Source organism: Nocardia sp. Tas62D01, assembly GCF_055232035.1.
In genome coordinates this window covers 7,882,543-7,903,811 of sequence record NZ_JBUYUZ010000001.1, presented here as the reverse complement: position 1 = coordinate 7,903,811, position 21,269 = coordinate 7,882,543, and the positions used below count along the sequence as shown (strand labels likewise).

The following is a 21,269-nucleotide window of genomic DNA, read 5'->3' as shown; positions in this document are numbered from 1 at the left end:
GATGGGCCCCCGCGAATGCCACATGTCGCAATCGGACCTGTTCTCGTGGAACATGGAGCGAGATCCGGTCCTGCGTTCAACCATCGTCTCGGTTCTGATCCTAGATACCGAACCGGACTGGGATCGCTTGGTGGAGACGATCGATCGCGGCACCCGCGTCGTGCCGAGGTTGCGGCATCGGCTGGTCACCGCGCCGTTCGGTCTCGCCCCGCCCAGGTGGGCGCTCGATCCGGGCTTCGACCTGTCCTGGCACCTGCGACGGGCCGCGCTGCCGGAACCGGCGACCATGTCCGCGGTACTCGAATTCGCACGCACCGAGGCGATGACCGCCTTCGATCCGGCTCGTCCGCTGTGGCGCTCGACGTTGCTCAGCGGTTTGTCGGATGGAGGATGCGCGCTGGTGATGACAGTGCACCACAGCCTCACCGATGGTATCGGCGGCATTCAGATCGCCACAGCGCTGCTCGATTTCGATCGTGCGGGCACCGATCGCGGCCAGCCGCCCGAGCCGCCGTACGACCAAGACGGCGCGCTGCGCGATATCGTGGCATGGAACTGGTCGGTCGGCTCAGATCTCCTTCGCGGCGGTATCCGGGCGACGCCGCAAACCGCGTGGCGAGCTGTCACTCATCCCGCGCGGGCGGTACGCGACAGCGCCGCGCTCGCGACCTCGCTGGTCCGCCTGGCCAAGCCCGTTACCGCGACGCTGTCGCCAGTGATGACCGACCGCAGTCTCGGTCGCCGACTGGCGGTGCTGGATGCACCCGTCGAGCAAATGCGCCGCGCCGCGCGTGCTGTGGGCTGCACGATGAACGATGCCTTCCTGACCGCGGTGGTCATCGGACTGCGCAGGTATCACGACCGGCACGGGGCGAAGGTCGACCATCTGCGGCTGACCATGCCGATCAGTCTTCGGACGGCCGATGATCCGCTCGGCGGCAACCGGATCACCCTCGCTCGTTTCGCGTTGCCGGTCGACATCGCCGAGACCGAAGACTTGATGCGCGCCGTGGACGCCGCGGTCGGCGGTTGGCGCCGCGAGCCAGCCATACCGCTGTCCGGTGCTGTCGCGGCGGCGTTCAACCGGTTGCCGGTCGGAGTGGTCACCGAGATGCTCAAGCATGTCGACTTCGTCGCCTCCAATGTCCCGGGCTCCCCGGTGCCCCTTTATCTCGCCGGGGCACGCATCGACCGTATGTACGCTTTCGGCCCCACCATCGGCACGGCCGTCAACGTGACATTGACCTCGCACGTCGGAACCTGCTACGTCGCGATCAACGCGGACACCGCTGCGATCCCCGACCTCGCGACACTGACCGAATGCCTCGCCGCAGGCTTCGCTACCGTGCTCCGCCTCGGCGGCGAGTGCGCACCGCAAGCCGCCGCCGCATCTCGATCGACACCGGACTGATCGGTTCCCGAGCGACCAGAACACGAGGCGTATCGGAGCAAGAGTCTCCTGGGTACCGACGAAAGACCCTGGCAGCATGGGAAATCCGGGCCCGAGCCCGGAACAGTATCGGCTGCGGCGCCGCGATGATGCGGCTGTGTTCGCGCATTCGACCGGGCCCGGCTCGTGGAAGCAGTTCCTGCATCCGCCACACCGCAAGGTGTGGCGGATGGGACCTGACCTGAACGAGCAACGCGCCGAAGACTCCACACAACGGTTTGCGTTTGTCGGCGTGCGTGGGTGTGATCTCGCCGCGATCACGATCCTGGGCCGCGTATTCGCGGTGGGACATATCCCGATACCGGATACACCGGTCGCCGCGCGGGCCTGTTCGTGGTCGCGGTGAACTGCACCGAGCCGGGAGGCGTGTACTTCTGTGTCTCGATGGGCACAGGGCCCGGCGTCTCCAAAGGATATGACCTCGCGCTCACAGATCGACGACGCCGGGCATCGCTTCCTGGTCGACATCGGCAGCGAGACCGGAGCAGATGTAAGTCACTGATGTATTCGCAGTGAGGGACACATCCAGATCGTCGCTGCATTGTCGCACCAGTTTGCGCGGAGCTCAGTGGGCACGAACGATGGTGATCGGGCACTCCACCGAGTGCGGTAGCGCCATGCTCGTCGAACCGAGCAGCATGCCGTGTGTGCCGACCACCACCAGTCGGGCGTTGCCCGATTCTCGCATCACCGACTCCCCGCCGATCGTGCTGTGCCCCAGTGTGTTACACGGAGTCCTATCGAGATCCCATCGGCATCGGAACGCATCTGGCCGGACTGGCAATAGGCTACGACATAATCCTGCGTGAGCGAGGCCTCACCTGGGGTGCTACCGACGGCGAGGTGGCGCGCGTTATGCCGGGGCGATGACTTGCTCACCGCCCCGGATATCCCTGTCACCAGGGCTATCACGATAGTCGAACCGTTCGGCCGATGACCATGTGCCCTCGAGAACAGGCGTAAGTCCCATATCGACCGGCATGGCGGCGGTCGACACTCGAAGCTATGACCGACAGTAACCCCTCTCCCGCCCCTTTCGTGCCCGACCATCCGACGGTGTTGGCGGCCATGCGGCTGGCCAGCCGGGCGCCGTCGGTGCACAACACCCAGCCATGGTTATGGGAGTTCGACGGCACTCGGCTGCACCTGCGCCGCGATAACGACCGGCTGCTGAGCGTGACCGACCCGCTGGGCAGGCAGTTGGTGATCAGCTGCGGCGCGATGCTGCATCATGTGCGCACCGCGTTCGCCGCGCAGGGTTGGCACACTGACACCACACGCCTGCCCGATCCAGAGCAACCCGGCTACCTGGCGGTCATCGACTTCCGGCGGTGGCCCGACCCACCGGACAGCGTGCGCGCCCGCGCCCGCGCCATCGATCAGCGGCGCACCGACCGGCTCCCGATGCTGCCGCCGACCGACTGGCCGCAAGTCGTGCACACCGCACGGATGCTAGTGACACCCCACGACCTGGAGCTGACCGTCCTCGACGACAGCGTCCGCTCCCGGCTCGCCGCCGCCTCCGAACACGCCACCGCGACGCGCCGCTACGATATGGAGTACCAGTCCGAATTGCATTGGTGGTCTGGACATTCCAGCGGACCGGAGGGTATTCCGCGCAACGCGCTGGTCTCCGATGCCGAATCCGCCCGCGTCAGTGTGGGACGCAAATTCCCATCCGCGCCGCATTCGGCCCGCCGGGGCACGCTGGAGGACCAGTCGCGACTGCTGGTGCTCAGCTCGAATACCGAATCCCAAACCGACTGGCTGCACACCGGCGAGGCGCTGTCCGCCTTGCTGTTGGAGTGCACCGCCGCTGGGTTGGCGACCTGCGCACTGACCCATATCACCGAATTGCCCACGGGCCGAAAGGTCCTCGCGAGCCTGCTCGCCCATCCCGGCGTGCCGCAGGTAGTGATCCGTATCGGCACAGCGCCCGACGACGAGGCCGAAACCCCGCCGTCGCCCCGCCGCCCCCTCGTCGACATTCTCACCACGCGCCACTGAGCCGCACCGCCCGCTCACCGACATCCTCACGACGTAACACGAGAAGGCCGACTTCCGCCACGGCGATGGATCACACTGCCGCGATGTCGCAGCGGTCGAAGACCGGCAGGGCGGCCACCAGCGCCACCGCACCCGCCAGCACCAGCCAGCCGTACGCCGCGGGCAGCCCGGCACCGAGTGGGCGCGATCGCCTGATGGAAGGGCGACGCCGGTCCCCATGGCCGCACAGCCTCGACCAGTTTGCTTGCGATGTAGAGCACATACGCGCCGACCGCGAGCACCGACGTGATGGCAAGTGCCGCAGTCCGTTTACCGGTGGCCGCGCCGACAGCCAGTGAGCCAGCCGAATTCGATGCCGAGCAGCACCATCGACAGTGCTCCGGTCAGCGCGGCGCCGATTGCGGAGGGCGCGCTCACCGAGGACGTTCGTCCCCGCTCCCCACGCGGCGCACCGATCGCCCCTTCCAACGGGTACCAACGACCCCGAAACGGCGGGATCTCCGCACGAGGAATGGACCTCACCGAGGGCGGCCGTCCGGCACTGTCCGCTGAGAGGCAGCTCCGCACCGCAGGTTTCGCCGGTCTTGCCGATACGGTCGGTCAGCTGGACGAGTGATGATCGTCGCGGGCGGGATCGGGCACCATCACGGGATGGGTTGTGTGGCAACGAAACATCGGTCATCTGCCACCAATCGTGGCGTCGTCGTCATACTGCCGCAGGTTCGATTCGAGCACGTCACGGCGACGGAGTCCGGGCACGATGTGGTAGCCGATCGAACCGGGCACGCTGACGAGGGCCAGGACTCGCCATAGCGCGCGGGCGTAAGCGTCGGCCGCGGCAGGTCCGTCCCATTCGTAGAGACCGCGGTAGACGCCGTGTTGGTCGTGGGCGATCCATAGTTTGGAGACCAGCCCCGGAAAGCCGGCGAAGAGCAAGGTATTGAGCAGACTCTCCCGCCGGAACAGGGCATGCCCGCGCCCGCGCACCGCCCGCAACCGGAACTTCACCACTAACACGCAGGGGTCGCGGGGCGGGACAGGCCGGTCGATGCGCGTTTCACCGCGGGTCAGGGCATTCGGCGCGGCGTGGACGAGAAGTGAGCTACCACAGCGTTTTCCCGTGCGTGCAACTCCTCGGCGGTGATCACATGGGAGTCCGGGCCAGGGAAGATCAGCGCGCGGTGCCCGTTGTCGGTCCAGTGCACCCGATACGGTGGCGAGCCGTCGGCCGAAAGCACCTCCTCGATCAGTCCGCGCCGAGGAGTGTCATCAATGTGACGCCCCTCGACGATCAGCCAGTTGCCGGGTTCGGCGTGCATGATCCAATCCTCCTCAGCCGACCGACTCATCGACATCGCCGTACCGGGTCAGTCCGGCGGCGGGAGCCAGATGTGCCCTCAACTGCTCGGCGAACCACATGGCCGCCACATAGGCGGCCCGCCGCGATATCTGTGGATCCGCCGACCCGAGACCATGCCCGGCCAGCACGGTGACCCGGTGCTCGCACCGCATTGCCGCGGCCGCACGATGGTTTACGGTACGCACGCGGATGTCGAGGCCACCGACAAGGAAAAGCGTCGGTGCCATGACCTCGCCCAGCCGCGCACCAGCCAGGTCGGGCCGGGCGCCCCGCACAACCACGGCGCGGACCTTGTCGCGCGGTTCCGCCGCCGCCCAGAGCGCGGCGGGCGCTTCGGAGCCGGCACCGAAGTATCCGACCGGAAGCTCCCGGCAGATCGATGAACTCAGCAAGCATCGGCGAGCGATGGCGAGGCGACTGCCGAGCAGTTCGACGTCGAAGACCTTGGCGCCATCGATCGCCTCGGCCGATGTCAGCAGATCGATCGACAACGTCGCCAGGCGATGTCCGGCGAATACCTCGACCACGGAGGTATTACGTGGGCTGTGCCGGTTGCTTCCACTGCCGTGCGCGAAGACGACAATGCCGATGGGGTGATCCGGTATCCGCAGATGTGCGGCGAGTTCGACCGCGCCAACGGGGATCGCCACCTCTTGGTCGCACACCGAGTGCGGTGCGGCGATTTCGACTGTTGTCATGACGGGCCAACCTCTCTGTGCCGCTGCTCATTCGGCGCCGGATCGCAATCGCGGGCCGATGCGAGCAGGCGGGCACGATACTCGAACCGACCGATCCGGCCCGCCCGAAGTTCGGCGAGTAACGCGTTGTCCACATCTGGCGCCCGCCAAACCTGTCCCGGATCGGCCCACTCGACGATCAGCCGCGCGGGGAGCCGCGGCGGCGAATCATCGACCTCGCCCGATGTGCCCAGACCGGCGCTGCGGGCAGCTGTCCGCCCCGACCAGGCGCCGTGCTCACCGCCGCCGGAACCGGCAGCCCACCACAGCGCCAGCAACACCGTCGGGAACCCGATCATGGCCACGACACCTGCGATCATCATGAACCTCCCGGTCCTGCCCACCGTCCCTACGCCCAGTGCGGGAGCCATTCGGCGGACATCACCTGACACCGTCGATTCCACCTGCTGGCCGAGCATCCGAGTAGGGCATCCCGTAGTCCTCTGCATCGACTGTCGGCCTGTCCTGAGTGACCAAAAGTCCCTTGGCCGCGCGGAGTTCCAGCGAGGTGACCAAGGACCTCCGATCGCGTGCGCAATGCCTGTCGCGGCAGGCACGCACGCGCTGCATACTCGGCGTGAACGCGGGCGCTGGTGCGGACGTACCCGATCTCCAGACTGTGCGGGCGGGCTTGCGGCGGGCCTGCCGAACCCCGGCTGTGCACAACACCCAGCCCTAGCGTTGGGTGTTCGACGGCACCCGGCTCTACCTGCACAGCGATACCGATCGACGACTGCCGTTCGCCGACCCACCGGTCAGCAAGTATGTCGGTGTCCGGCTCGTAGTGCCGCAAGACCATCGCAGACAAGGGCTTTGGGCCCTGGGCAGCCCAGTAGTCGCAGCGCAGGCTGAGACGGTACCGACATCGCGGCATCCGAGGAGCCCGTCATGCGGGGTTACGACAACTATCTACGCTGGCTGTATCGCACCGGTCGGCCGAATTGGTTCGCTCGACTACAGAATCGCTGGTCGGCATGGATCTTCGCGGCAGGGATCGCACCGCGGCGGGGTCGCCGCCCTCAGACGTCCGCGGGCGCCGCAGCGGGCGGCTGATCTGGTTTCAGGTAGTGCTGACAGATCTCGACGGCGCCCGCTATGTGGTGTCGATGCTGGGGCAGAACGTGAACTGGGTGCGTAACCTGGCCGCCGCCGACAGCCAGGCCGAGTTGCGGCACGGTGCACGCGAGCGCGTGCACCTCGTGGCAATCGAACCGCAGCAGCGGGCGCCCGAACCGCAGCAGCGGGCGCCGATCCTGCGGCGGTGCGTGCACATCGCACCCGGAGCCCGCCCACACATCCCGGTGTCGCGGCACGCCGCGTTGGCAGACTTCGAGCGGGTCGCCGAGAAGTACCCGGTGTTCCGGATCGAATCCGAGCCGGTACCCGGCTGACCGAGTGGGCGCCGGTCACACCTTGTCGACCGCGTCCTCGTCGTTTTGCTCATCGAACGGTCCCGTGTTGACACCGAACAGCAGGTTGCGCAGATCGGCCGGGAATACCGCGGCGACTCGGTCCAACTGACCTGGGGAGCAGAGGTCGCGCAGTGCGTCGGTCACCAGCCAGGCCAGACCGACCGCCTCGTCCTCGGTTACCCCCGCTTCGGCCGCGAACTGCTCGAGGAACTCCGAGACACGATGCGAGACCGGCACTTTGGCGGGCATCCAACCCTCGAAGAAGATGCCGCGCAGCAATTCGGGCAGTTGCGCGCTCAGATGCGCGGCATCGCCAACCTCGAGTCGATCGCGCACGGTGTGCAGCCAGGCGCGAGTCACCCGGTAGGCGAAGGCGCGATCCTCGGTCGCCAGGTCATCAGTGATGCGGCGCAGCCACACATGCGCGGTGTGCACGGCGTGCGCGAAGGGATCATCGGAGTTAGACATTGTCACCACCTAATCGGGATGTACGACCATGACCGGGCACAGTGCGTGCTGCACAAGCGAATTGCTGGTGGAACCGAACAGCAGTCCACGGAACCCCCCGCGGCCGCGGCTGCCGACCACGATCAGCTGCGCGGTCTTCGACCACTCCATGAGATGCGTGCGGGCATCGGACGGATAGACCTCGCGGGTCACCCGCACATCCGGGAACTTCTCATGCCATCCGGCTAGCCGCTGAGTCAGTAGTGCCGTCTCGGCGGCCGTCATCTCCTCGTCGGGAATGTCGAGGAAGTTGTATCCGGCGAACTCGCCGAAATCGAGGTCGCTCCAGGCATGCACCGCGACCAAATCGGTTGCGCGGTCGGCCGCTTCGGCGAAAGCCGCGCCGACGGCGGCCTCGCCCGCCGCGCTGCCATCGACGCCGACGACGACCGGACCGGCACGATGTGGTCGGGCCGGACCAGCGGCTCGCACGACCACAACGGCACCCCGGCCGTGGGCGACCACCGCCAGCAAGGTCGAGCCGAGATGACGTAGGGTGCCGACACCGGGCGTCACCCCGAGCACCACCAGATGCGCTGTGCGCGAGTGCCGTACCAGCAGTTCGGCCGGATTCGCCTCTGACACCTCGGTGGTGATGCTCAATTCCGGGGCCACCTCGTGCGCGAGCCGCCGCGCCGCGGCGACGAGATCGGTACCACGCGCACGAAATTCGTCGATCAGCGACGACAACGCAACCCCGTGTCCGTGCACCGCCGAGGGCATCGCGCTCAGGTCCAAGCCGTATGTTATGAGCAGGCCCCGCCCCCGCCCCCGCCGCGCCGCGGTGTCGGCGGCCCAGCGCACCGCGCGGTCCGCGGCCTCGGTGCCGTCGATACCGACGACCACCATCGCCGAGGTCAGCCGGTGCGGGTCGGCGGCGGGTGAACCGTCCGGGCCGGGACCAGAGGGATTATTGCTGTCGGACATGGGATTTCGTGCCTCTCTAGCGCTGATGGGCGACCGCGGGAGCGGCGGCCCCGGGGGCCGTCACTATGGCGTGCCGCCCTCGGAGTGGTCCGGGACAATCGGACCCAGTTGGGCGACGAACCAGTCGCGAGCCAGCACCGCGACCTTCTCCAGCGCACCCGGTTCGGCGAACAGGTGAGTGGCGCCGGGCACTACCGCCAGCACGGTCTCGCATGACATCGCCGCTTGCGCAAGCTGATTCAGCTCCAGCACGACGTTGTCGTGACCGCCGACGATGAGCAGTGTCGGCGCCTGGACATCGGCGAGCCGGTCGCCCGCCAGATCGGGTCGGCCGCCACGGGACACCACCGCGGCGACCTCGACCTGCGGATCGGCCGCCGCCGACAATGCCGCACCGGCCCCGGTGCTGGCCCCGAAGTAGCCGAGCCGCAAACCGGCGACATGCTCCTGGCGCGTAAGCCATTCGGTGACCTCCACCAGTCGCCGCGCCAGCAGGTCGATATCGAAGACCCGCGCGCGATGGATTTCCTCCTCGACCGTGAGCAGATCGAACAACAGTGTCCCCAGACCCGCCCGATTCAGCACGCTCGCCACGTAGCGATTGCGCGGACTGTACCTGCTGCTGCCGCTGCCGTGCGCGAATACGACCATCCCGATCGGCTGCTCCGGAATGGTGAGATGTCCGTCGAGTTCGACCTTTCCGGCGATCACCCGCACTTCGTCGTCACGCAGTGGCGGATCACCCGTCAGAACCGTCAACGGCGCGGCCACCCGCTCGGCGGCGCGGCGCAGCAACTCGGTCACCTCGCTATCGGAGGTCTGACCGAAGCGGTAGTACCACTGGCCGACCGCGTAGAACCGCGACGGCTGTTCGAGACAGATCACCTCGTCGGCCTCCTTCGACAGGGCGGCCAGCGCATCCGGGGCGCCGACCGGAACCGCCAGCACGATCCGAGCCGCACCCTGTGCCCGCACCATTTGGCAGGCCACACGAGCTGTGGCCCCGGTGGCGACACCATCATCGACGATGATCACATTCCGTCCCGCCAACGGAATTCGCGGGCGCTCGCGCCGGTAACGTTCGCCCCGGCTTCGAAGTTCTTCGCGCTCACGGTCTTCCACGGCCGACCTTTCCGCGGTGGTGACCCCCGCCCCCTCGATGACGGGTTCGTTGAGTACCTGGACACCCGCTTCACCGATGGCGCCGAACGCCAACTCCGGCTGATGCGGAACCCCGAGCTTGCGCACCACGATCACATCCAGCGGCGCACCCAGGGCGCGCGCGACTTCGAACGCGACCGGCACACCGCCGCGCGGCAAGCCGAGCACGACGGCATCCGTATCGTGTAATCGCCGCAGGCGCGCCGCGAGTCGTCGGCCAGCGTCGCGTCGATCGAGAAATACCATCGGAACCTCCTTGCCGGACCACTCCAGATTCGCGAACCAGCACGCCCACCGAAAGATCCCGACGTCGCCCACACAAGGGTCGTTGGTCCCTTCGGCCGACCGCCACCCTCGCAGCCGGTACTCGAGTATCCGTCGCCTGCCCTCAGCCGCTCCGGCGGATGACATTGGTCAACGCCGCCACTACCCGGTGGCCCTACCCCCGTGCACACGGCTCGGCGGACAGCCGATGTGTCGCTGCCGCCCTCCGCGCTGGTCACGTCGCTCATCGCGGCGGGTCGCGCCCAGGGCTACGGCTCACTGGATCACTCGGCGCTGCTCAAGGTGATCGAGAACCTCAACGGCCACGGCGAGAAGTAGTCCGGGCAATTCCAGAAGGGAAAAGCACACCTCGGGCGGCTCGGGTCGGTGTAACTCCGGCGACGCGACGCCGAACATCCCCGGCGCAGTCATCGCGAATGTGGGGAGGGCCGTGTCACATTCGCGGTCCCACCCCACTGCGCGATGGTATCGGCGAACGTCGGCGTCCGCCCATAGGAAATCCTGTTCCGGCACCCTGACGCCGATCGCCACATCCCGAACTATCGGCATCGTTAGCGCGCAGCCACCACGTGTGTGCGCTCCGCGGGCACCCGGGGATACGACCACGCGCCTCGTGGCGCACAGAGAGCGTGCGCTTTTCCCATGATGTCCAGGGCGGCCTCGGTCGTCGCCAGGCGCTTGTTCAGGCGGGCGTTCTCCCGCGTCAACCGGGCGATCTCGGCCTGCTCGGCGGTTAGCTTGCCGACCCTGTCGCCGGGCTGCTTGCCCGCGAGCACCCCGGCGTCACGCTGTTTACGCCACTCGCTGATCAACGACGAGTACAGGCCCTCACGCCGCAGATACCCACCACCGTCGCCATGCTCGACAGCGGCCTCATAGACCTGAAGATGAGCCAACTTCTCGGCCGCGCTGAACGCGCGCCGCCTCTTGGGCTCGTCGGCTCGTGGCCCCGGTGAATCCATCCGTCCACTGTGGGCCCTGCCCGTCGAGGTCCTCGTACTGGTGCTCATGAAGAAACTGATCCATATCTCGCCCTGCGTGAGCCGATTTGCTCTGAACTACCGGTCTCAACTCACCCGATCATCACGCGAAAGCGACTGCCGTGGCGATGATGAACGTCAACGCTCAACTCCTGACACAGTTGCGCCAAGGAGATACACCCGATGACTGACTGCGTGGTAACGCCGATACAGATAATCCCGCCGTGCCGACTCGAAGGCAAGTGTTGCGATCTCGGTGTCCGCCACGTTCAGCCTTTCATCAGCTCGCGGACATGGGCGCTGACCGAATCCGCAAGACCCTGAAGGTCGTAGCCGCCTTCGAGGACCGCCACGAGGCGGCCTTGGCAGTTCGTCTCCGCTGATTTCATCAATTCGCGCGTCACCCAGGCGAAATCGTGCGCCGTCATTTGCAGCGAACCGAGCGGATCGCGTTCATGGGCATCGAATCCGGCGGAGACGATGATGAGCTCAGGCTCGAACGCGTTGAGCGCCGGCAGAAGCTTTTCCTCGAAAGCTTCGCGCAGTTCGGCGCCACCGTCGCCGGCCGCGAGAGGTGCGTTGAAGATATTGCCGACGCCGGTTTCTCGCGCTGCGCCCGTGCCGGGGAAAAGCGGCATTTGGTGGGTCGAGGCGTAGAGCACGCTCGGATCGGAGTAGAAGATTTCCTGCGTGCCGTTGCCGTGATGGACATCGAAATCGACGATCGCGACACGCATCAGCCCGTGCTTCTTTTGCGCATGGCGCGCGCCGATGGCGATGTTGTTGAACAAGCAGAACCCCATCGCCCTTTCGCTTTCGGCGTGGTGGCCAGGCGGACGGCAAGCGACGAAGGCGTTCTGCACTTCGCCGTCGAGCACCTTGTCGACCGCCTGGAGGGTGGCACCGACGCCGCGCAGCACGACCTCCCACGTCGAGGGCTCCATCATCGTGTCGCCGCCATCGAGATAAACGTAGCCTTCGTCCGGGCGTGCTGCTTCGAGCGCGTCGACATAACGGTTGGTGTGGACGTAGCGCGTTGTATCGAGATCGGCGACTTCGGCCTCTTCGCGCACCAGCGCGTCGAAGTGCGACTGACCGAGCACCGCCTCCACCGCATGGTAGCGGTCAGGCCGCTCCGGATGGCCGGCGGAGGTCTTGTGGTTGGCGAAGATCGAATGGTGCAGAAGCAGGGTGGCCAACGGCTTGTGCCTCTTTTCGGGTCATGAATCAGGACGGAGCGAACCCGGCCCGGATACTGTATGCAAACTGCAACAATAACTTATGTGACGGGTTCGCTTGCAGGGTGATGTCTCGGGATCGGCTCGGCCCCGCAGCATCTGGGAAATGTCGGGACGATGAGCCCACCGAATTCTGAGCGAAAGATGCACGCTGAACGTCGAACGCGGACACGCTGAAGCGGAGGTGGTGGAGGGCCGCCGACGCCAACGCACTCGTTACACGATCACCCTGCTGGGCCGTGCGGCACTGGAGGACTGGCTGCGCACCGAACCGGCCCCGCCTACCGTGCGGTGCACTCCAGCGCGGCGCGCAGATCCTTGAGCATCGACCCGTTGATTGCCGAGAGCTGGGGACAGAGCACGCGACGCACTCGGGGAGAGAACACCATACCGCGCATTCCCGAACAAGTCCTGGGGCCGCTGCTGACCTGGTGCCTGCGCATCATCGATGTCTTCGGCCCCGAGCCCTTGTTGCCCAGTCACGGTGGCGCGCCCAGCACGACACCCTTCTCGGCGGCCGCGATCTGGCGGTGCCGCTGCTGACCGAGGCGGCGATGATCGGCGCGAGCGTGGATCTGCGCACTGCCAATGCGGCAGCGAAAGTGTGGTGCGCGGAAGTGAATTCGCTGGGCATTCGGAGATTCGCGCGGTCCCCGACGAACGCCTCACGGTCGAGCGGGAACTGTTGGCGCCCTTGCCGTCGCTGCGTTTGGAGATCGGCGCACCGTCGGTGACCCGCAAGGTCGACCGATTGTCGTGTGTGCGTTACGGTTCGGCCCGCTACTCGGTGCCCACCCGCCTGATCGGGGCCACCGTCGACATCGTGATCGACTGCGGCGCACTGCTGGTGCTCGAACCCGCGACCGGCGCGATCGTCGCCGAGCACGAACTCCTCGCACCAGAGGCCGCATCGATCCTCGACAGCCACTACGACGTCCCGGCCCGCGCCCAGCCGCGGGCCGCGACCGAAACGACTGCCGAGCACCAGTTCTGCGCGCTCGGGCAAGACGCCGAAGCCTTCCTCGTCGGTGCCGTCGCGATGTGCAACGACGTCAGGTTTGCTCTGGCACGAGGACTCCTGGCAGGTCTGTCCCGCGGTCACGTGCATCGAATCCGCCTGCGGAGGCGGATGGTTCGACAAGCTAGACCGCACCATCGCCGCGTTTGATTCATGGACATCTGCCTCCCTGGCAACTCGTCCGTACACGGGGAGCTGGCCGAGGAATTCCTCCACCATTGTCACGGCCCCATATGGCCTCCCCTACGCTACGGGCGGGTAACACCCGCATGCTGTACGCATAAATGGAATAAGGGTGCACACTACGCGGGACCGAGAGTCGCAACCCTCGCCCGTCGACCGGGCCAGCGCTCTGGAGAGGAAGGAGTCGGCGAGTGTTCAGCCGCATCGCCATCGCGAACCGGGGAGAGGCCGCAATGCGTCTCATCCACGCCGCCCGAGACTTGGCCGCAGAAACCACGCGACCGATCGAAACCGTCGCCCTGCACACCGATGTCGACCGGAATGCGACCTTCGTGCGCGAGGCCGACATCGCCTACGACCTCGGTCCGGCGTCCGCACGCCCGTACCTGGATCTGAAGGCGCTCGAGCGTGCGCTGGTGGAGACCGGAGCCGACGCCGCCTGGGTCGGCTGGGGTTTCGTCGCGGAAGACCCGGCCTTCGCGGAGCTGTGCGAACAGATCGGAGTCACCTTCATCGGCCCCAGCCCGGAGGCCATGCGCAAGCTCGGCGACAAGATCGGCGCGAAGCTGATCGCCGAGGAGGTCGGTGTGCCGGTCGCGCCGTGGAGCCGCGGTGCGGTCGAGACTTTGGAGGCCGCCCTGGTGGCGGCGGCCGAGATCGGCTACCCGCTGATGCTGAAGGCGACCGCCGGCGGCGGCGGGCGCGGTATCCGGGTGATCACGAACGAGGCCGAGCTCGTCGATGCCTACGAGCGCACCCGCCAGGAGGCCGCGCGGGCGTTCGGCAGCGGCGTGGTGTTCCTGGAGCGGCTGGTCACCGGCGCCAGACACGTCGAGGTCCAGGTGATCGCGGACGGCCAGGGCACCGCGTGGGCGCTCGGCGTCCGCGACTGCTCGGTGCAGCGGCGCAACCAGAAGGTCATCGAGGAGTCCGCGTCACCGGTACTGCACCCTGAGCAGGTAGCCGAGCTCAAGGCATCGGCCGAGCGGCTGGCGATCGCCGTCAATTATCGCGGTGCGGCGACCGTCGAGTTCCTCTACCATCCTGGCGACAAGCTGTTCGCGTTCCTCGAGGTCAACACCCGCCTGCAGGTCGAACACCCGATCACCGAGTCTACAACCGGGTTCGACCTGGTCAAGGCGCAGCTGTTGGTGGCATCCGGTGGCCGGCTCGAGGGCGATCCGCCAGCCGAACGCGGGCACGCCATCGAGGCCCGGCTCAACGCCGAAGACCCCGACCGCGACTTCGCGCCCGCCCCTGGCCGCATCGCGCGGCTGGACCTGCCGGCCGGGCCCGGCATCCGCGTCGACACCGGCGTCAGCGAGGGCGACACCATTCCCGCCGACTTCGACTCGATGATCGCCAAGATCATCGCCTACGGCCGTAACCGTGAGGAAGCGCTCGGCCGACTGCGCCGGGCAATGGCACAGACCAGGGTGATCATCGAGGGCGGAGCGACGAACAAGAGCTTCGTGCTCGACCTGCTGAACCAGCCCGAAGTGATCGACGGCAGCGCGGACACCGGCTGGATCGACCGCGTCCGCGGTGAGGGTCGGCTGGTCTCGCACCGACACTCCGCCATCGCGCTGGCCGCCGCCGCCATCGCCGCCTACGAGGAGGAGGAACGCGTCGAGCAGCACCGGCTGCTGTCCACGGCCTCCGGCGGACGTCCTCAGGTGCAACACGCAAGTGGCCGACCGCTCGACCTCAAACTGCGCGGCGTCGGCTACCGCGTGCGCGTCGCACGCGTCGGTGCGCATCGGTTCCGCATCGGTATCGAGGCGGGTGGCGACATCCGCACCGCCGACGTCGATCTCGAGCGCTTCGATCGCCACACCGGGCAGATTCTGGTCAACGGCACCCGATATCGCCTGATCACCGGCACACATGGGCCGATCCACCTCGTCGATGTCGACGGTGTGACACATCGGATCAGCCGCGACGAGGGCGGCGTCGTCCGCTCACCCGCGCCCGCGCTGGTGGTCGCCACGCCGCTGGAGGTCGGCGCCGAGGTCGAGGCGGGCGCGCCGGTGCTTGTACTGGAGAGCATGAAGATGGAGACGGTGCTGCGCGCGCCGTTCAAGGCACGGCTCAAGGAATGCACCGTGTCCGTCGGCACCCAGGTGGAGACCGGTGCACCGCTACTGTGGCTCGAGCCGCTCGCCGATGAGGACCAGGCCGAGGACGCCGCACCGGTCGGGTCCGTCGAGCTGGACCTGCCCGTCGGGTCCGCGCAGGTCCAACCGCACGAGCGAACGACCCGCGGCCAGGAGGACCTGCGCAGCCTGCTGCTCGGCTTCGACGTCGACCCGCACGACGACCGCCGAGTGCTCGACGACTACCTCACCGCGCGCCGGGCTGCCCTCCAGGACAGCCGCCGACCGCTCGCCGAGGAACTCGAACTCGTGGCGGTGTTCGCCGACCTCGCAGAGCTGAGCCATAACCGCTCGTCGGATGACGAGGGCAGCCACAGCCACGTGCACAGCGCCCGCGAGTACTTCCACACTTACCTGCAAAGCCTCGACGTCGAGCGGGCCGGGCTGCCGGAGTCGTTCCAGGCCAAGCTTGCCAAGGCGCTCGGGCACTACGGTGTCACCGAGCTGGAGCGTTCCCCCGAGCTCGAAGCCGGGGTGTTCCGGATCTTCCTCGCCCAGCAACGCCCAACCGACACGGTCACCGTCATCACGACGCTGCTGCGCGAGTGGCTGCGGGAGCCAATGCCGGATGGGGCGCTACGCGAGCCTGTCGGTCTGGCGCTGGAGCGGCTGGTGGCCGCGACGCAGGTGCGCTTCCCCGTGATCGCCGACCTCGCGCGCGGCGTGGTGTACGCCTGGTACGGCCAGCCGTTGCTGCGGCGTAATCGGGCCCGCGCATACACCAATATCCGCAGGCACCTGCGCCACCTGGACGCACACCCGGATGCGCATGACCGCGCCGAGCACATTGCCGACATGGTGCGCAGCACCGAGCCGCTGGTGCGGCTGCTCGGCCAGCGGCTGGTGCGCGGCAAACTGGACAACACGGTCATGCTGGAGGTGCTGACCCGGCGGTACTACGGCAACAAGGGCCTCGCCAGCGTTCGCACCCAAGACATGGGCGGTTGCACATTCGTGATCGCCGAGCGCCGCGGCCTGAGCCTGGTGTCCGCGGCGGTGAGCTTCGATACGCTCGATACCGCGCTGCGCGGACTCACCAAACTGGCGACCGGAGCCTCGTCCATCGACGCCGACATCTACCTCAGCTGGGAGCGGCAGCCAGCGGACTTCGACGCGATGGCAGCTGCGTTACACGATGCCCTCAGCGCGCATCCGATGCCGAACCAGGTGCACCGGATCACCGCCACCGTGGCCGGTAGCGGCGGCGCGGTGATGCACCACCACTTCACCTTCCGCCCATCCGCCACCGGCATGGCCGAGGAGCGACTGATCCGCGGTCTGCACCCGTACATCGCGCAACGGATGCAGATGCAGCGGCTGCACAAGTTCGACCTCACCCGGCTGCCGTCCTCCGACGACGAAGAGATCTACCTGTTCCGATGCGTCGCCAAAGAGAACCCGTCCGACGATCGCCTCATCGCGTTCGCACAGGTACGTGACCTGGCCGCACTGCGCGAGAACGACGGTCGGCTGCTCGCGTTGCCGACGGCCGAGGCCACCATCGCCACCTGCCTCGACTCGATCCGGCGGGCACAGGCGCTGCGACCGTCGGCCAAACGCTTCAATACCAACCGCATCGTGATGTACATCTGGCCGCCGATCGACGTCACCACCGCCGAACTGGAGACGGTCATCCAGCACGTGCGCCCGACTACCGCGGGTGCCGGGCTGGAGGAGATCCTGCTCATCGCGCGTCAGCGTGATGCCGACACCGGCGAGCTGGTCAAGGTCGCCGTGCGCATCGGCTTCGACGCCACCGAAGTGACCGTCGGCGACCGGTCCGACGAACCGGTCGAGCCGCTCGACGCGTACCGGCAGAAGGTGCTGCGCGCCAGCAGCCGCAACACCGTGTACCCCTACGAGCTGACCGGTCTGCTCGGTGAGTTCGCCGAGTACGACCTCGACGCCGGCCACGCGCTGGTGCCGGTCGACCGACCCAAGGGACGCAACACCGCGGCGATCGTTGCAGGCGTGGTCACCACACCGACCCCGCAGCACCCACAGGGCATCACCAGGGTGATCCTGCTCGGCGATCCGACGAAGTCGCTCGGCGCACTGTCGGAAGCAGAGTGCCGCCGCGTGATCGCGGCGTTGGATCTGGCCGAACGGATGCGGGTACCGCTGGAGTGGTATGCGCTGTCCTCCGGCGCCAGGATCTCCATGGAGTCGGGCACCGAGAACATGGACTGGGTGGCGGCAGCGCTCAAGCGGATAGTCGAGTTCACCCAGGACGGCGGCGAGATCAACATCGTGGTCGCGGGCATCAACGTCGGTGCACAGCCGTACTGGAACGCCGAAGCGACAATGCTCATGCACACCAAGGGCATCCTGGTGATGACGCCGGACTCCGCGATGGTGCTCACCGGCAAGCAGTCACTCGACTTCTCCGGTGGCGTGTCGGCCGAGGACAACTTCGGCATCGGCGGCTACGACCGGGTCATGGGTCCGAATGGGCAAGCGCAGTACTGGGCGCCGACCCTGACCGCAGCGCGGGAGGTGCTGATGTCGCACTACGACCACACCTACGTCGCACCCGGCGAGCAGGCGCCGCGGCGGTCGCAGACCAGCGACCCCGTCGATCGGGACGTCTCCGACTTCCCGCACACACTGGCGGACAGCGATTTCACCACCGTCGGCGAGATCTTCTCCGCCACCGCCAACCCGGACCGCAAGAAGCCCTTCGACATCCGGACCGTGATGCGGGCGCTCTCCGACCAGGACCACCCGGTGCTGGAACGCTGGGCCGGCATGGCCGACTCCGAAACGGCAGTGGTGCAGGACGCGCATCTCGGCGGCATCCCGGTGTGCCTTCTCGGCATCGAGTCACGGAACGTGCCGCGGCGCGGATTCCCGTCGACCGACGGCCCGGACACCTACACTGCGGGCACCCTCTTCCCGCAGTCGTCGAAGAAGGCCGCGCGGGCAATCAACTCGGCCAGCGGCAACAGGCCACTGGTCGTGCTCGCAAACCTGTCGGGCTTCGACGGCTCGCCCGAATCGATGCGGAAGCTGCAGCTGGAGTACGGCGCCGAGATCGGCCGTGCGATCGTGAACTTCCAAGGCCCCATTGTGTTCTGCGTGATTTCCCGATACCACGGCGGCGCGTTCGTGGTGTTCTCGAAGGAGCTGAACCCGAATATGACCGTGCTCGCGCTGCAGGGCTCGTTCGCCTCGGTGCTTGGCGGCGCTCCGGCCGCCGCAGTGGTGTTCTCCGGTGAGGTCAACACGCGCACCGCGGCCGATCCCCGGGTGCGAGACCTGGAGGCGCTCGCCGCGAACGCATCCGGCACCGATCGCGCGGCCCTGACCGCGGAACTCGACGAGATCCGGTCATCGGTCCGTGCGGAGAAGCTCGGTGATGTCGCCGCGGAATTCGACCGCGTGCACAATATTCAGCGTGCTGTCGAGGTCGGTTCAGTCGACGCCATCATCCGCGCCGCCGAACTGCGCCCACGCATCATCGAGGCCATCGAGGCGCGCCTGCGGTGAAGGGCTGGGCCTGGTGCCTTCGACATCAGGCCCGACCAGTGGGACGTCAAGGGTTTCCGCTGCGCCCCGGAGCTGTGCCCAGAGTTCCGGTTAGCCGCTGAGGGGTGCGGCGGTGACCTCGTAGCCGAGGTTGGTCAGTACCCCGCAGGAAGGAGAGCTACCGTATGGGGGTGGACCCGCACTACCAGACCCAGATGGACAGGTTGTCTGCCCGGATCGCAGACATCGGTGACTGGATGAATCTACAGCCACTGGAGTGGAGCCTGCGTGACGAACCAGCCGACGAATGTGGCCTGGGAGTCCTCATCGAGGCTGTTGGGACCGTCCCCGCAAACTACGACGCCATAGACGCAGAACTCCTCGCCCTGGAATGGGCTGATGCGCTCAACCTCACCGAACAGCCCACTGTCCTGGGACGGCGCGAGTTCACCAGACCGTGCGAGGAATCCGACGATATGCCCGTGGACCGGATTCGAATTCGGTGTATTTCGTTCCTCGTACAAGATCTCTGATCCAGAATCTCTCTAGCAAAACTTTCCTAAAGATGGGTAACAGGCAGACGGGACATGGAGGAGTCCCTCCAGAGCCGCGCCCGCGCTCTTCACCGCGCATCCTCACTTGGCGTCCCAGTAGCACTCCACCACCGCTGTCGTGAACGGGAACCGCACCGGTGTCTGCCCGAAGGCGATCCGGCCTGCGGTCTCTGCCGCAGTTGCGATCGCTTCGGCAACCGTCGTCGCCTCCTCCGCCGGGCAATGCACGATTACCTCGTCGTGCTGGAAGAAGACCAGTTCGGCGCAGAGCCCCGCGCGAGTCATCGCATGACGCACGCCCGCCAGTACCAGCAGGGCCCAGTCGGCGGCGCTGCCCTGCACCACGAAGTTACGTGTGAAACGGCCACGAGCGCGCGCCGCGGAGGTGCTGCGATATCCGCTGAAATGCTCCTCCTCCTGGGATAGGTCCGCCTGGTCGGGCGATGCGACCGACAGCGGCGGGCAGGTGCGACCCAGCCAAGTGCGCACCAGGCGGCCCTCCTCACCGGCGCGAGCCGCGTCATCGACATACGCCACTGCGGCCGGATAACGCCGGCGGAGTCCAGCCATATGGGTGAGGGCATCGCCGGAGGTCTGGCCGTAAATGGCACCCAGTAGGGCTATTTTGGCCTGGGCGCGGTCACCGCCGAAGGCACGGACCGCCAGATCCGCGTACAGATCTTCGCCGCGACCGGCCACCTCCATCAATCCTGGGTCGCGGGAGACTGCAGCAAGCACTCGCGGCTCCATTTGGTCGGCGTCGGCGACCACCAGACACCATCCCGGGTCCGCGCGTATCGCTTGACGGATCACCTTGGGGATCTGCAGCGCACCGCCACCGTTGGTAGTCCAGCGGCCCGAAACCGTGCCGCCGGGCAGGTACTCGGGACGAAAGCGTCCGCCGCGTACCCACTGCTCGAGCCAGGACCAGCCGTGGGCGGTGTACAAGCGGTAAAGCGATTTGTAGGCCAGCAGTGGCGCTACCGCGGGGTGATCGATCTGCTGGAGCTCCCATTTTCGGGTGGACGACAACGAGATCCCGGCGCGGGCGAAGGCTCTGATGATGTCGTTGGGCAGGTCTGGTCGGACCCGCACGCTTCCCCCGAAGGCCCGCGACACTTCGTCGGCCAACTCCGCCATCCGACGCGGTTCCAGCCCACCCGGAAAGCGCTCACCCAGCAGCTTGTCCAGCAACTCGCGGTGAACGTCCGCGCGCCAAGGGATCCCGGATCGGGACATCTCCGTGGCAACCAGCATGCCCGCCGATTCGGCGGCAAGCAGCAGCCGCATTCGCTCCGGATGTTCGGTCTTCGCCGTACGGGCCATCTGTCCCGCGTAGACCCCCAGTAGGGCGTTGAACTCGTCCGTGCCGGGTGGCAGCGGTACCGGGGCCGACTCGAACAGCGACGGCTGGGTCTCGGCGGCCCGTGCGGGCGCGTCCGGCGGGACGGGCAGGTTGTGCAGTCGCGCCCAGGCGGCCGCCAGCGAGCGGGCCTGGCCCGACTGGCCCTCCTCATGGCCGATCAGCAGGGCCTCCGCGGCCTGCACGTCGTAGCAGCGCTCGACCCGCACGCCGGCCGCCAGCAAGGGGCGGTAGATCTCGGCCGTGGATCGCCAGACCCACCGCTCGACCTCGGGGTGTGAGCGCACCGCCTCGGCGAGCGAGGGCTCGCGTACCACTGGTCCCGCGGGCCGACCGTCCTGATCGAGTGGACACAGACGCGCACCTCCATCACCCGTTTCCGCCACCGCCCATCTCACGTCCCCGAGTCTTGCACCGGGGACATCCGCTTTCGACATCCACCTCGGTGGCGGCCTCGAACCGA

The 21,269-nt window shown here is 67.2% G+C and carries 19 protein-coding genes and 1 pseudogene; 9 read left to right on the top strand and 11 right to left on the bottom strand.

The window, feature by feature from the left end; genetic code table 11:
• Positions 1-22 precede the first annotated feature (22 nt).
• Both ACV7NQ_RS37910 and ACV7NQ_RS37905 read left to right on the top strand, forming a co-directional pair.
• Entirely contained in the window at positions 23-1,411 is a 1,389-nt protein-coding gene (locus tag ACV7NQ_RS37910; protein WP_463363943.1) for a wax ester/triacylglycerol synthase domain-containing protein, read from the top strand.
• A gap of 136 nt (positions 1,412-1,547) precedes the next feature.
• Positions 1,548-1,796: a hypothetical protein gene (locus tag ACV7NQ_RS37905; protein WP_463363942.1), complete on the top strand. Its 249-nt coding sequence runs from the start codon at positions 1,548-1,550 to the stop codon at positions 1,794-1,796.
• A gap of 219 nt (positions 1,797-2,015) precedes the next feature.
• Here ACV7NQ_RS37905 and ACV7NQ_RS37900 read toward each other — a convergent pair whose 3' ends face one another.
• Positions 2,016-2,138: a universal stress protein gene (locus tag ACV7NQ_RS37900; protein WP_463363941.1), complete on the bottom strand. Its 123-nt coding sequence runs from the start codon at positions 2,136-2,138 to the stop codon at positions 2,016-2,018.
• Between the two features lie 317 nt (positions 2,139-2,455).
• On the opposite strand from ACV7NQ_RS37900, the gene ACV7NQ_RS37895 reads away from it, so the two are divergent.
• Both ACV7NQ_RS37895 and ACV7NQ_RS37890 read left to right on the top strand, forming a co-directional pair.
• Positions 2,456-3,457: an Acg family FMN-binding oxidoreductase gene (locus ACV7NQ_RS37895; RefSeq protein WP_463363940.1), complete on the top strand. Its 1,002-nt coding sequence runs from the start codon at positions 2,456-2,458 to the stop codon at positions 3,455-3,457.
• Positions 3,458-3,809: 352 nt separating this feature from the next.
• Complete coding sequence (locus ACV7NQ_RS37890) at positions 3,810-4,073, top strand: hypothetical protein (RefSeq protein ID WP_463363939.1); 264 nt, start codon at positions 3,810-3,812, stop codon at positions 4,071-4,073.
• 62 nt (positions 4,074-4,135) lie between these two features.
• Here the strand turns inward: ACV7NQ_RS37890 and ACV7NQ_RS37885 are convergent, their stop codons facing one another.
• Genes ACV7NQ_RS37885 through ACV7NQ_RS37870 form a run of 4 tightly spaced genes read right to left on the bottom strand, consistent with a single transcriptional unit; the run spans position 4,136 to position 5,925 of the window.
• Entirely contained in the window at positions 4,136-4,465 is a 330-nt protein-coding gene (locus tag ACV7NQ_RS37885; protein ID WP_463363938.1) for a hypothetical protein, read from the bottom strand.
• A 59-nt stretch (positions 4,466-4,524) separates the two neighbouring features.
• Positions 4,525-4,806 carry a DUF1918 domain-containing protein gene (locus ACV7NQ_RS37880; RefSeq protein WP_463363937.1) on the bottom strand — a complete coding sequence of 94 codons (282 nt, stop codon included), beginning with the start codon at positions 4,804-4,806 and terminating at the stop codon, positions 4,525-4,527.
• A complete protein-coding gene (locus ACV7NQ_RS37875; protein ID WP_463363936.1) occupies positions 4,790-5,515 on the bottom strand; it encodes a hypothetical protein in 726 nt (241 codons plus the stop codon). Before ACV7NQ_RS37875 ends, ACV7NQ_RS37880 begins: the two co-directional genes overlap by 17 nt.
• Positions 5,512-5,925, bottom strand: a complete 414-nt coding sequence (locus ACV7NQ_RS37870) for a hypothetical protein (RefSeq protein ID WP_463363935.1) — start codon at positions 5,923-5,925, stop codon at positions 5,512-5,514. Before ACV7NQ_RS37870 ends, ACV7NQ_RS37875 begins: the two co-directional genes overlap by 4 nt.
• A gap of 603 nt (positions 5,926-6,528) precedes the next feature.
• Between ACV7NQ_RS37870 and ACV7NQ_RS37865 the strand changes: the two genes are divergently transcribed.
• The gene (locus ACV7NQ_RS37865; protein ID WP_463363934.1) at positions 6,529-6,945 is read left to right on the top strand and encodes a nitroreductase/quinone reductase family protein; all 417 of its coding nucleotides are present in this window, start codon (positions 6,529-6,531) and stop codon (positions 6,943-6,945) included.
• 15 nt (positions 6,946-6,960) lie between these two features.
• Here ACV7NQ_RS37865 and ACV7NQ_RS37860 read toward each other — a convergent pair whose 3' ends face one another.
• From ACV7NQ_RS37860 to ACV7NQ_RS37850, 3 genes are all read right to left on the bottom strand, one after another.
• Complete coding sequence (locus ACV7NQ_RS37860; protein WP_463363933.1) at positions 6,961-7,434, bottom strand: DUF2267 domain-containing protein; 474 nt, start codon at positions 7,432-7,434, stop codon at positions 6,961-6,963.
• 9 nt (positions 7,435-7,443) lie between these two features.
• On the bottom strand, positions 7,444-8,400 hold the full coding sequence (locus ACV7NQ_RS37855; protein WP_463363932.1) for a universal stress protein: 957 nt from the start codon (positions 8,398-8,400) through the stop codon (positions 7,444-7,446).
• A 63-nt stretch (positions 8,401-8,463) separates the two neighbouring features.
• Complete coding sequence (locus tag ACV7NQ_RS37850) at positions 8,464-9,807, bottom strand: phosphoribosyltransferase family protein (protein WP_463363931.1); 1,344 nt, start codon at positions 9,805-9,807, stop codon at positions 8,464-8,466.
• A gap of 228 nt (positions 9,808-10,035) precedes the next feature.
• On the opposite strand from ACV7NQ_RS37850, the gene ACV7NQ_RS37845 reads away from it, so the two are divergent.
• Positions 10,036-10,164: a hypothetical protein gene (locus tag ACV7NQ_RS37845; RefSeq protein WP_463363930.1), complete on the top strand. Its 129-nt coding sequence runs from the start codon at positions 10,036-10,038 to the stop codon at positions 10,162-10,164.
• A 233-nt stretch (positions 10,165-10,397) separates the two neighbouring features.
• On the opposite strand, the gene ACV7NQ_RS37840 is transcribed toward ACV7NQ_RS37845, so the two are convergent.
• Positions 10,398-10,808 carry a hypothetical protein gene (locus ACV7NQ_RS37840; protein WP_463363929.1) on the bottom strand — a complete coding sequence of 137 codons (411 nt, stop codon included), beginning with the start codon at positions 10,806-10,808 and terminating at the stop codon, positions 10,398-10,400.
• Positions 10,809-11,095: 287 nt separating this feature from the next.
• On the bottom strand, positions 11,096-12,025 hold the full coding sequence (locus ACV7NQ_RS37835) for a histone deacetylase family protein (protein WP_463363928.1): 930 nt from the start codon (positions 12,023-12,025) through the stop codon (positions 11,096-11,098).
• Between the two features lie 560 nt (positions 12,026-12,585).
• On the opposite strand from ACV7NQ_RS37835, the pseudogene ACV7NQ_RS37830 reads away from it, so the two are divergent.
• The 3 genes and pseudogenes from ACV7NQ_RS37830 to ACV7NQ_RS37820 all read left to right on the top strand — a co-directional run.
• A pseudogene (locus ACV7NQ_RS37830) lies at positions 12,586-13,166 on the top strand (Mu transposase domain-containing protein); the annotation flags it as partial.
• Positions 13,167-13,456: 290 nt separating this feature from the next.
• Positions 13,457-18,910, top strand: coding sequence for an ATP-binding protein (locus ACV7NQ_RS37825; RefSeq protein ID WP_463363927.1), 5,454 nt, complete (start codon positions 13,457-13,459; stop codon positions 18,908-18,910).
• Positions 18,911-19,074: 164 nt separating this feature from the next.
• Positions 19,075-19,422, top strand: coding sequence for a hypothetical protein (locus tag ACV7NQ_RS37820; protein WP_463363926.1), 348 nt, complete (start codon positions 19,075-19,077; stop codon positions 19,420-19,422).
• Between the two features lie 102 nt (positions 19,423-19,524).
• Here the strand turns inward: ACV7NQ_RS37820 and ACV7NQ_RS37815 are convergent, their stop codons facing one another.
• Positions 19,525-21,243, bottom strand: coding sequence for a bifunctional 3'-5' exonuclease/DNA polymerase (locus ACV7NQ_RS37815; RefSeq protein ID WP_463363925.1), 1,719 nt, complete (start codon positions 21,241-21,243; stop codon positions 19,525-19,527).
• Positions 21,244-21,269 lie beyond the last annotated feature (26 nt).

Bases quoted from the DNA above. Each gene is read 5' to 3' on its own strand.
- ACV7NQ_RS37850 (WP_463363931.1), bottom strand. From the start codon at position 9,807: ATGGTATTTCTCGATCGACGCGACGCTGGCCGACGACTCGCGGCGCGC.
- ACV7NQ_RS37820 (WP_463363926.1), top strand. From the start codon at position 19,075: ATGGGGGTGGACCCGCACTACCAGACCCAGATGGACAGGTTGTCTGCC.
- ACV7NQ_RS37870 (WP_463363935.1), bottom strand. From the start codon at position 5,925: ATGGCTCCCGCACTGGGCGTAGGGACGGTGGGCAGGACCGGGAGGTTC.
- ACV7NQ_RS37875 (WP_463363936.1), bottom strand. From the start codon at position 5,515: ATGACAACAGTCGAAATCGCCGCACCGCACTCGGTGTGCGACCAAGAG.
- ACV7NQ_RS37880 (WP_463363937.1), bottom strand. From the start codon at position 4,806: ATGAGTCGGTCGGCTGAGGAGGATTGGATCATGCACGCCGAACCCGGC.
- ACV7NQ_RS37865 (WP_463363934.1), top strand. From the start codon at position 6,529: ATGGATCTTCGCGGCAGGGATCGCACCGCGGCGGGGTCGCCGCCCTCA.
- ACV7NQ_RS37815 (WP_463363925.1), bottom strand. From the start codon at position 21,243: ATGTCGAAAGCGGATGTCCCCGGTGCAAGACTCGGGGACGTGAGATGG.
- ACV7NQ_RS37895 (WP_463363940.1), top strand. From the start codon at position 2,456: ATGACCGACAGTAACCCCTCTCCCGCCCCTTTCGTGCCCGACCATCCG.
- ACV7NQ_RS37900 (WP_463363941.1), bottom strand. From the start codon at position 2,138: ATGCGAGAATCGGGCAACGCCCGACTGGTGGTGGTCGGCACACACGGC.
- ACV7NQ_RS37860 (WP_463363933.1), bottom strand. From the start codon at position 7,434: ATGTCTAACTCCGATGATCCCTTCGCGCACGCCGTGCACACCGCGCAT.
- ACV7NQ_RS37910 (WP_463363943.1), top strand. From the start codon at position 23: ATGTCGCAATCGGACCTGTTCTCGTGGAACATGGAGCGAGATCCGGTC.
- ACV7NQ_RS37840 (WP_463363929.1), bottom strand. From the start codon at position 10,808: ATGGATTCACCGGGGCCACGAGCCGACGAGCCCAAGAGGCGGCGCGCG.
- ACV7NQ_RS37855 (WP_463363932.1), bottom strand. From the start codon at position 8,400: ATGTCCGACAGCAATAATCCCTCTGGTCCCGGCCCGGACGGTTCACCC.
- ACV7NQ_RS37890 (WP_463363939.1), top strand. From the start codon at position 3,810: ATGCCGAGCAGCACCATCGACAGTGCTCCGGTCAGCGCGGCGCCGATT.